The following is an 8,239-nucleotide window of genomic DNA, read 5'->3' on the forward strand; positions in this document are numbered from 1 at the left end:
GGTGTCCACACATGAGGCTGTCGTTGAGCAAATTGGGCGTTGCGGTTGGCAGCGCGGCGGTGGCGTTGAGCGCCGCGGCCGGGATCGCGTCCGCGGATCCCACCGACGCGATCATCAACACCACCTGCAACTACGGGCAGGTCATCGCGGCGCTGAACGCGACCGACCCGGCAGCTGCCCAACAGCTGAACTCGTCGCCGGTGGCGCAGTCCTACATCCGCAACTTCTTGGCCTCGCCGCCGCCGAAGCGTCAGCAGATGGCCCAGCAGATCCAGGCCATGCCGTCGGCGCAGAAGTACTACGACGACATCAACCAGGTCGCGGTCACCTGTAACAACTACTGAGCCGATCGCTTCGCACGAAGCGGTTCAGTAGCCGCCGAGCAGGCGGCGCACGCGCCCCAGGGTCTCCGGCCCGACGCGGCTGCGAATGCGTGACGGATCGGCGGGCCGCCGGCCCCACAGCAGCAGCACCCGCGCGGCCGCGTCGGTCTCCAGGGTGGCCGGGCCTTCCGGCTCGGCGAGCCCGATGGTGATCTGATCCGGGTCCGCGGCCAGCACGACGTCGTCGGTGCCGTCGGCTCGCAGCCGGGCGTCGATTCGCTCGCCGGGTTTCAGCTGCTTGGCCCCCTTCACCAGCAGCGGCCTGCCCACCGCGAGGACGCTGTGCGTGGTCATCCACGGCTCGGCCAGCCGGGCCTGGGCGGCCGGTTCGTCCCCGGTGATGTCCCAGCTGTGCAGGACCAACTCTTCGCGCATGTGCTCGGCGAACCAGGGCACCTTCATGGTGCGGCCGGTCCAGGCGACGTCGGTGTCGGCGGGCAGCGCCTCGGCCGCCACCGCGACCTCGGTGAGGGTGGCCATCCGGTCGGTCAGCGCGTCCCACAGGTCCGCGTCGTTCAGGGCGCGCAGGGGGCCTTCGCGTTCCTCGAAGCTGCGGGTGGCTACGGGCTGGCCGTCTAGGTGGGCGCCGAGCACCCGCGCGAGCTCTTCGGCGTTTCCGGCCTGGTGGACGACGATGTCGCGCACCGTCCAGGCCTCACACCAGGTGCCGGCGTCGGGTCCGTGCCGGCGCACCGCATCCGCGAACGGCCGCCACTCGGGGAATCGATCGTCATCAATCTGTCGCTTCACGACCCCCGGTATACCCGACGGCACCGACAAGAAGGCGAACTACGCGGCCAGCGTCGTGTAGTCGGTGGTGCGTTGCCGCGCCGGGCGGCCGATGCCCTCGGCGATCGCGACAAGCTCCGCCACCGTCTTGGCCGAGCCGTACTCCGAACCGGCCATCCGGGAGATGGTCTCCTCCATCAGCGTGCCGCCCAGATCGTTGGCGCCGCCGCGCAGCATCACCTGCGTGCGCTCCACGCCGAGCTTGACCCAGCTGGTCTGGATCTGGGAAATGCGGCCGTGCAACATGATTCGCGCCAGCGCGTGCACGGCGCGGTTGTCCCGATGGGTGGGTCCGGGACGCGACGCGCCGGCCAGGTACAGCGGTGAGCTCTGGTGCACGAACGGCAACGGCACGAACTCGGTGAAACCGCCGGTGCGGTCCTGGATGTCGCGCAGCACGTTGAGGTGGCCGACCCAGTGCCGCGGGCTGTCAACGTGGCCGTACATCATGGTCGACGACGACCGCAGCCCGACCTCGTGTGCGGTGGTCACGATTTCGATCCACAGTGACGTCGGCAGCTTGCCCTTGGTCAGCACCCAGCGCACCTCGTCGTCGAGGATCTCGGCGGCGGTGCCCGGAATGGTGTCCAGCCCGGCTTCGCGCAGGCTGATCAGCCACTCGCGAATGCTCAGCCCGCTCTTGGTGACCCCGTTGGCGATCTCCATCGGGGAAAACGCGTGCACGTGCATCGACGGCACCCGCGCCTTGACCGCGCGGACCAGGTCGGCGTAGCCCGTGACCGGCAGCTCGGGGTCGATGCCGCCCTGCATGCACACCTCGGTGGCGCCCTGCACGTGCGCCTCCCACGCGCGGTCGGCGACCTCCTCGGTGGACAGCGAGTATGCATCGGCGTCGCCCTTGCGCTGCGCGAACGCGCAGAACCGGCAACCGGTGTAGCAGATGTTGGTGAAGTTGATGTTGCGGTTCACCACGAAGGTGACGTCGTCGCCGACGGCTTCGCGGCGCAGCGTATCGGCAAGCGCGGCAACCGCTTCCAGCGCGGGGCCGTCGGCGGTGGCCAGGGACAGGTATTCGCTGTCAGAGCAGCCGCCGGGGTCGCGTTCGGCGGACCGCAGCGCGGCCAGCACATCGGTGTCCAGCCGTTCTGGCGCTTTGGCGCCCTGCGCGGCCAGCTCGTTGACGTGCGCGCGGATCGATTCCCAGTCGCCGAAGGCGCTGTCGATGTCGCTGCGGGTCTCGGTGTTGCGGCCCTCGCTGTCGATGGCCGCGTTGAGGTCGACCCGGCCCGAGGAGCCGACGTCGTCGGGCTCCTGCCAGGGCAGCCCCACCGGGTTGACGTCGCGCGCCAGACCGGTCGCCGGATCGGCCAGCGCCGCAACGTGTCCGGACACCCGCGGGTCGATCCACGCCGCGCCCGCCTGCACGTATTTCGGCTGCGCGGTCAGCCGCTGGACCAGCTCGTAACCGGCTTCGGCGGTGACGGCGGCCAAGTCGTCCAACGCCGGCCACGGCCGCTCGGGGTTGACGTGGTCGGGCGTCAGCGGCGACACCCCACCCCAGTCGTCCACCCCGGCGCCGAGCAGGGCCAGGCACTCGTCGCGCGACACCAGATTGGGCGGCGCCTGAATCCGCATGCCGGGGCCGAGGACCAGGCGCGCGACCGCCACCGTGGCCAGGTAATCCTCGATGCCGGCGTCGGGAACGGCGGCCATCGCGGTGTGTTCCTTGGCCCGGAAGTTCTGCACGATCACCTCTTGCACATGACCGAACTCCTTGTGCGCCTTGCGGATCGCATGCAAGGTGTCGGCGCGCTCGGCGAGCGTCTCGCCGATGCCGACCAGCAGGCCGGTGGTGAACGGGATCGACAACCGCCCCGCGTCGGTCAGGGCGCGCAGCCGCACGGCCGGATCTTTGTCCGGGCTGCCGTAGTGCGCAAGCCCTTTCGTCTCGAACAGCCGCCGTGACGTCGTCTCGAGCATCATGCCCATCGAGGGCGCCACCGGCTTGAGCCGGGCCATCTCCGACCAGCTCATCACGCCGGGGTTCAGGTGCGGCAGCAGCCCGGTCTCTTCGAGCACCCGGATCGCCATCGCGCGCACGTAGGACAGCGTGGAGTCATAGCCGCGTTCGCTCAGCCACTCGACGGCCTCCGGCCAGCGATCCTCGGGCCGGTCGCCGAGGGTGAATAGTGCTTCCTTGCAACCGAGTTCGGCCCCGCGGCGGGCGATGTCGAGGATCTCGTCGGGCTCGAGATACATGCCGGCGCCCTGGGCGCGCAGCTTGCCCGGGACGGTGACGAAGGTGCAGTAGTGGCAGGTGTCCCGGCACAGGTGGGTGACCGGGATGAAAACCTTGCGCGAGTAGGTGATCGGCAGCCCGCCGCCCGGCCCGCGCCGGCCGGCCGACTCCAGACCCGCATCGCGCACCCGGGCCGCACTGGCACACAGGTCGGCGAGGTCCGCGCCGCGCGCGGTCATGGCGACCGCGGCCTCGTCGACGTTCAGCGCGACGCCGTCTCGAGCCCGTCGCAGCACCCGCCGCAGCGCCGATGCACCGGCCTTCGGCGGGGCTTCCGGAGAAACCTTGGCCGGCACCACAGGGTTGGGCAGAGCGGTAGGCTCCTCGCCCGGAGTCAACAGCACCTTGGTGTAACTTCCCCACGATCGAATTTCATCCGCGCGTCCCAACATGTGAAATCGTGGCACCCGTTGGCGGGTCCCGTATGGGCAACAGTCAACAGTAGCGGCACCCCCGCGTCGGCAAGCGGGCGACATCCCGGCCGACCGTCAGACGCCCTGCCCGCGCCGCCACAGCACCCAGACCGGCGGTACCACCCCCAGGACCAGCAGCAATAAGGCCGCGTACGCCATCAGGCCGCGGCCGCCCAGGATCACGTCGTCGGCCGGGCCACCCATGCTGATCACCGCCACGGTCAGCAGCCACGTCCACAACGGCAGCGCCGCCAACCGGGGCGAACGGGTCCAGCGGCCGGCGGCCCACACCAGCGCCGCGTTGACCAGTCCGGAAATCAGTCCGCTGATGGGAAACGGGACCGTCCCGATGTAGAGAGGCAGCAGCAGGGCTCCGGCAAGTGCGGAGAGCACCCCGTCGACCGCCAAGAGGGCCAATACGACGAAACGGATCGCGGGGTCGGTCGCGCCGCTGTCGTCAACGGAGGCGACGCGTGGCTTGGTTTCGGTCAGGTCGGGACGCTGTCGATGTTGGACATGATGGAGCCGATAACCCACTGTAGGTTGTCCAGCCGGTCCTGCCAGTGTTGCTGATTAGGGTCCAGGTCGGGGTCCATGCGAATTCCTTCCGTGGCTGCCTGATTGGCAGCCTACCGCGTCGGGGCCGGCGGAAACTCAAGCCCTGCGAGCAGGTCCGTTTCCCAGCCCCGCCCGTCGCGCTCCCCCGCCGCGCCACCGACCAGGACGTAGTGCTCTTGCCCCAGAATCGGTATCGCCGCGTTGTTCGACAGCGCGCAGGCGCGACCGGTCGGTCCGACCACCACCTGGGTGGCGTGCGCGGCGAGCGCCGCCCGCTTGGCGGCCACGGCCTCCGGGCCGGTCTCGACGACGGCGTCGATGTCCTCGTCGGCGTAACCGAAGGTGAACTCCTGCTTCGGCGGGATCGACCATTCGGACCGCAGATCCTCGGGCGTCAGCGCGTCCATGGCCGCTTCGAAGGCGCTCGTCGCGAAGACCGACCAGTAGAACTTCGGCACGGCCCAGGGCTCGCCGGGAAAGTCTTCGGCGCCAACTCCGGGGCCCGCCGCCGCCACGGCGGCCACCGTGATGCGGTGCGCGTGAACGTGATCGGGATGGCCGTAGCCGCCGGCCGGGTCGTAGGTCACCACGACGTGTGGGCGCTGCTCGCGGATGACGGCCACCAGCGCGCCGACGGTCTCGCGGTCGTCGGCGTCGATGAAGCGTTGCCGGTGCCGCGCCGGCGTGCCGCGCATGCCCGAATCGCGCCACCGGCCGGCGCCGCCGAGGTAGTGCGGCTCGCCCACGCCCAGCTCCCGCAGCGCGGCGGTCAGTTCGCCGATCCGGTAGCCGCCGAGTTGGTCCGCGCGATCGACGGCCAGTTCGGCCCATCGTTCGCCGATCACCTCGCCCTCTTCGCCCAGCGTGCAGGTGACCACCCGGACATCGGCGCCACTGGCGGCGTAGTGGGCGATGGTGGCGCCGGTGCCGAGGCTTTCGTCGTCGGGGTGCGCGTGGACGAACAGTAGCCGCGGCGTCTCAGGCATGGACGGCACCCTACGGCAGCCGCGACGATTCGGGCAGTCCGGCCGCTACCCACCGGTAAGCGGCAGGTAGGAACGCGCACGGCTACTATCAAGGAGTGCCCCAGCTCACGGACGCAGACCAGACCGGCAGCCGAAGCCGCCGGCGCGGCGAGGTCCTCGAACGCGCCCTGTACGAGGCCACCCTGGCCGAGCTGACCGAGGTCGGTTACGGCGGCCTGACCATGGAGGGCATCGCGGCGCGCGCCCATACCGGCAAGGCCGCCCTGTACCGGCGCTGGGACACCAAGTGCGAGCTGGTGCACGCCGCTTTGGTGTTCGCGCTACCGCCGCTGCCCGAGCTGCGTTCCGGCCGGTCGGCCAGGGAGAACCTGCTGGCGATGTTCACCGCGCAGCGCGACCTGCTGGCCGGAAAGACCGGCTTCCCTGGCCTGGACGTCATCCATCAGCTCTTGCACGAGCCCGAGATGCGGGCCATCTTCGCCGACGCGGTGGTGCGGCCGCGCATGGAAATCGTGGAATCGATCCTGCAGGCGGCCATCGACGACGGTGACCTCGATCCGACGACGGTCACCCCGCTCACCGCCCGCATCGGGTCGGCTCTGATCAACCAGCACTTCCTGCTGAACGGTTCGCCGCCGAACCGGCGCGAGCTGGCGCTCATCGTCGACACCGTGATCCCGCCGCGCGCAACGCGTCCCGCCGACTGACCGCGCGGGCGTTATGGCCCCGTCTTGATCCACTGGCCGGCGTCGCCGACGATGCCGACCGGGACCGCACCGGACAGGCTGACGTTCTGCACGCTCGGGCCGGCCCCGACGATCGTGGTGTCCTGCAGGATCGGCAGCACGGTAGCCATGTTCCACAAGCGCGGTTCGACCGCGGTGATCACGTCGTTGATGTTCTTGGTGCCGTTCAGGGCGGCGTCGATGTTCGACTGGATGCTGCGATCGCAGATCCCGGTGAGGTTCGACGGCGCCTGCACCAGGGCGTTGGGATCGGCCGGGCGGCTGGGCGGCGGCGTGGTCGTCGGCGTCGTCGACGTGGCGGGCGCCCCGGTGGACGGCGTGGGACCGGCGGGGGCCGACGGCGCGGGTGCCGGCCCGTTGGAGATCGGCACCTGGGTGGATTCCAGTGCGGGACAACCGTATCGGGAGGCGAGCCGGGTCGCCAGGTTGCCACCCGCCTGATGCCAGCCGACGATCGCGTCGACCCGGTTGTCGTTGAGCGCGTCGTGATAGAGGGTGACCGGGTCCAGCGCCAGCACGGTCGCGGCGATGCCGACGTTGCGCAGGCGGTCGGCGGCGGTGTTTGCCACCGCGACCGAGGTCGGATCGTTCGCCGCCACCCCGATCACCAGCGAAAGTTGTTGGCCGTCCTTGCTGATCCGGCCGCGGATGACCTCGGGCGGCCCGGTGTTCGGCGGGGCTGATGGCGGCGCCGCCGAAGCCGAAGTGTTGGGGTCGACCTTGTAGCCGGCCCCCTCCAGCAGCGCCAGCGCCGCCGGGGTCGTCATCGCCGGTGGCGCGGTCGGCTCGTAGCCCGGGTCGCTCGGCGCCCGGATCTGGGCCTGGTCCAGGGTGACGGTGTTGTCGCTGCCGGCGCCGACGGCCGCGAGCAGGTCGACGTCGAGCAGCCCCAGGATCGCCTTACGGACTTGCGTGTCCGCCAGTTTGGGTTCGGTGGCCCGCAGCGTGAGCTGCATGATGCGCGGCGTCACGATCCGAGCGGTCCGGACGTCGGGGATGGCGGACAGCTGCGCGAAGGCCGCCGAGCCGCCGTGCACCTGCGCCACCTGGGTGTCGCCGTTGCGCACGGAATCGGCCAGCGCGGCCGGCGCCCCGGCGCGGCGGAACAAGATGAGCGCGGGTTTGGCCGGCGGTCCCCAGTAGCGGTCGTTGCGGGCCACCAGGATCTCGTCGCGCTGCGGATCGATGCTTTCCACCCGGAACTGGCCGCCGGTGACGGGAAGCGCCCGGGCCAGACCCGCGGCGAAACCGCCGGGCACGTCCTTGACGATGTGGGCCGGAAGGATGTTGCTGAACAACTCCTTCCACGCCGGATACGGTTCGGCGAAGGTGACCACCGCCTGCTTGCCGCCCTCCAGGGACTGCACGCCGGTGATGAGGTCGTACCCGGCCGGGTCGACGACCCCGGGCTGGCTGACCATCTGGTGCCACAGGTACCAGAAGTCGTCGGCGGCGATCGGCGCGTTGTCGGTCCACTGCGCCTCCGGCCGGATCTTGTAGGTCACCGTGAACGGGTTCTGGCCGGTCACCTCGGCCGACACCAGCAGGGTCGGGTCCATCTCCCAGCGGGAACCGGTCGGCATGTTGGGGTCGGGGACCGGCCGAAAGGCGCTCGGCAGCACCAGCGCGCTGATCGCCGCGTTCACCGGGGACAGGTCGGACAGCAGGTGCGGGTTGAAGCCGGCCCCGATCGAGTCGATGCCCATGATGATCTCGCTGACCCGCGGTGGCGGCGGCACGGAGTTGTGCGGCGTATCGGTGCTCTGCGGCGCCGGCGGCGGGTTGACCGTACAGGCCGAGAGCACGAGTCCGACCAAAAAGATCAGTCCGCCCAGCACCATGAACCAACGGCGGACTCGTCTCGGCACGCTGATCAGGGTATCGAGCAACCGCACAGCAGCCCGTCCAACCACCCCGGTGTTAACCCCGCGCCTTGGCGCGCGACCGGCTGCGGGCCCGGGCGGTGGCGTCCAGCTCGACCTTGCGCACCCGCACGATCTCCGGGGTCACCTCGACGCATTCGTCTTGCGCGCAGAGGATCTCGACATCAACGTCACCCGCGAGAAGAAGCTGACCAACATGCGGTCGTCGACCGCCGATGTCA

The 8,239-nt window shown here is 70.2% G+C and carries 8 protein-coding genes; 2 read left to right on the forward strand and 6 right to left on the reverse strand.

From position 1 onward, the window contains the following. Positions 1 to 11: 11 nt before the first annotated feature. A complete protein-coding gene (locus tag A9W96_RS04625) occupies positions 12 to 344 on the forward strand; it encodes a hemophore-related protein (protein ID WP_066866235.1) in 333 nt (110 codons plus the stop codon). Positions 345 to 368: 24 nt separating this feature from the next. Here the strand turns inward: A9W96_RS04625 and A9W96_RS04630 are convergent, their stop codons facing one another. The 4 genes from A9W96_RS04630 to mshB all read right to left on the reverse strand — a co-directional run bounded on the left by A9W96_RS04630 (position 369) and on the right by mshB (position 5,389). Then, complete coding sequence (locus A9W96_RS04630) at positions 369 to 1,133, reverse strand: maleylpyruvate isomerase N-terminal domain-containing protein (RefSeq protein ID WP_066876536.1); 765 nt, start codon at positions 1,131 to 1,133, stop codon at positions 369 to 371. A gap of 39 nt (positions 1,134 to 1,172) precedes the next feature. After that, the gene (locus A9W96_RS04635; protein WP_082972044.1) at positions 1,173 to 3,824 is read right to left on the reverse strand and encodes a bifunctional FO biosynthesis protein CofGH; all 2,652 of its coding nucleotides are present in this window, start codon (positions 3,822 to 3,824) and stop codon (positions 1,173 to 1,175) included. Positions 3,825 to 3,920: 96 nt separating this feature from the next. Beyond that, the gene (locus A9W96_RS04640; protein WP_066866241.1) at positions 3,921 to 4,382 is read right to left on the reverse strand and encodes a hypothetical protein; all 462 of its coding nucleotides are present in this window, start codon (positions 4,380 to 4,382) and stop codon (positions 3,921 to 3,923) included. A 92-nt stretch (positions 4,383 to 4,474) separates the two neighbouring features. Continuing rightward, positions 4,475 to 5,389 carry an N-acetyl-1-D-myo-inositol-2-amino-2-deoxy-alpha-D-glucopyranoside deacetylase gene (mshB, locus tag A9W96_RS04645; RefSeq protein ID WP_067138171.1) on the reverse strand — a complete coding sequence of 305 codons (915 nt, stop codon included), beginning with the start codon at positions 5,387 to 5,389 and terminating at the stop codon, positions 4,475 to 4,477. 95 nt (positions 5,390 to 5,484) lie between these two features. On the opposite strand from mshB, the gene A9W96_RS04650 reads away from it, so the two are divergent. Then, on the forward strand, positions 5,485 to 6,096 hold the full coding sequence (locus A9W96_RS04650; protein ID WP_067138178.1) for a TetR/AcrR family transcriptional regulator: 612 nt from the start codon (positions 5,485 to 5,487) through the stop codon (positions 6,094 to 6,096). Positions 6,097 to 6,107: 11 nt separating this feature from the next. Here the strand turns inward: A9W96_RS04650 and A9W96_RS04655 are convergent, their stop codons facing one another. Beyond that, on the reverse strand, positions 6,108 to 8,009 hold the full coding sequence (locus A9W96_RS04655; RefSeq protein ID WP_197497859.1) for an ABC transporter family substrate-binding protein: 1,902 nt from the start codon (positions 8,007 to 8,009) through the stop codon (positions 6,108 to 6,110). A gap of 46 nt (positions 8,010 to 8,055) precedes the next feature. Further along, positions 8,056 to 8,239: hypothetical protein (locus A9W96_RS32480; RefSeq protein ID WP_156752818.1), on the reverse strand; the 184-nt coding region annotated here is incomplete at its 5' end.

Source organism: Mycobacterium sp. 1245852.3 (assembly GCF_001669335.1).
In the GTDB taxonomy this organism is placed as follows: Bacteria; Actinomycetota; Actinomycetes; order Mycobacteriales; family Mycobacteriaceae; genus Mycobacterium; species Mycobacterium europaeum_A.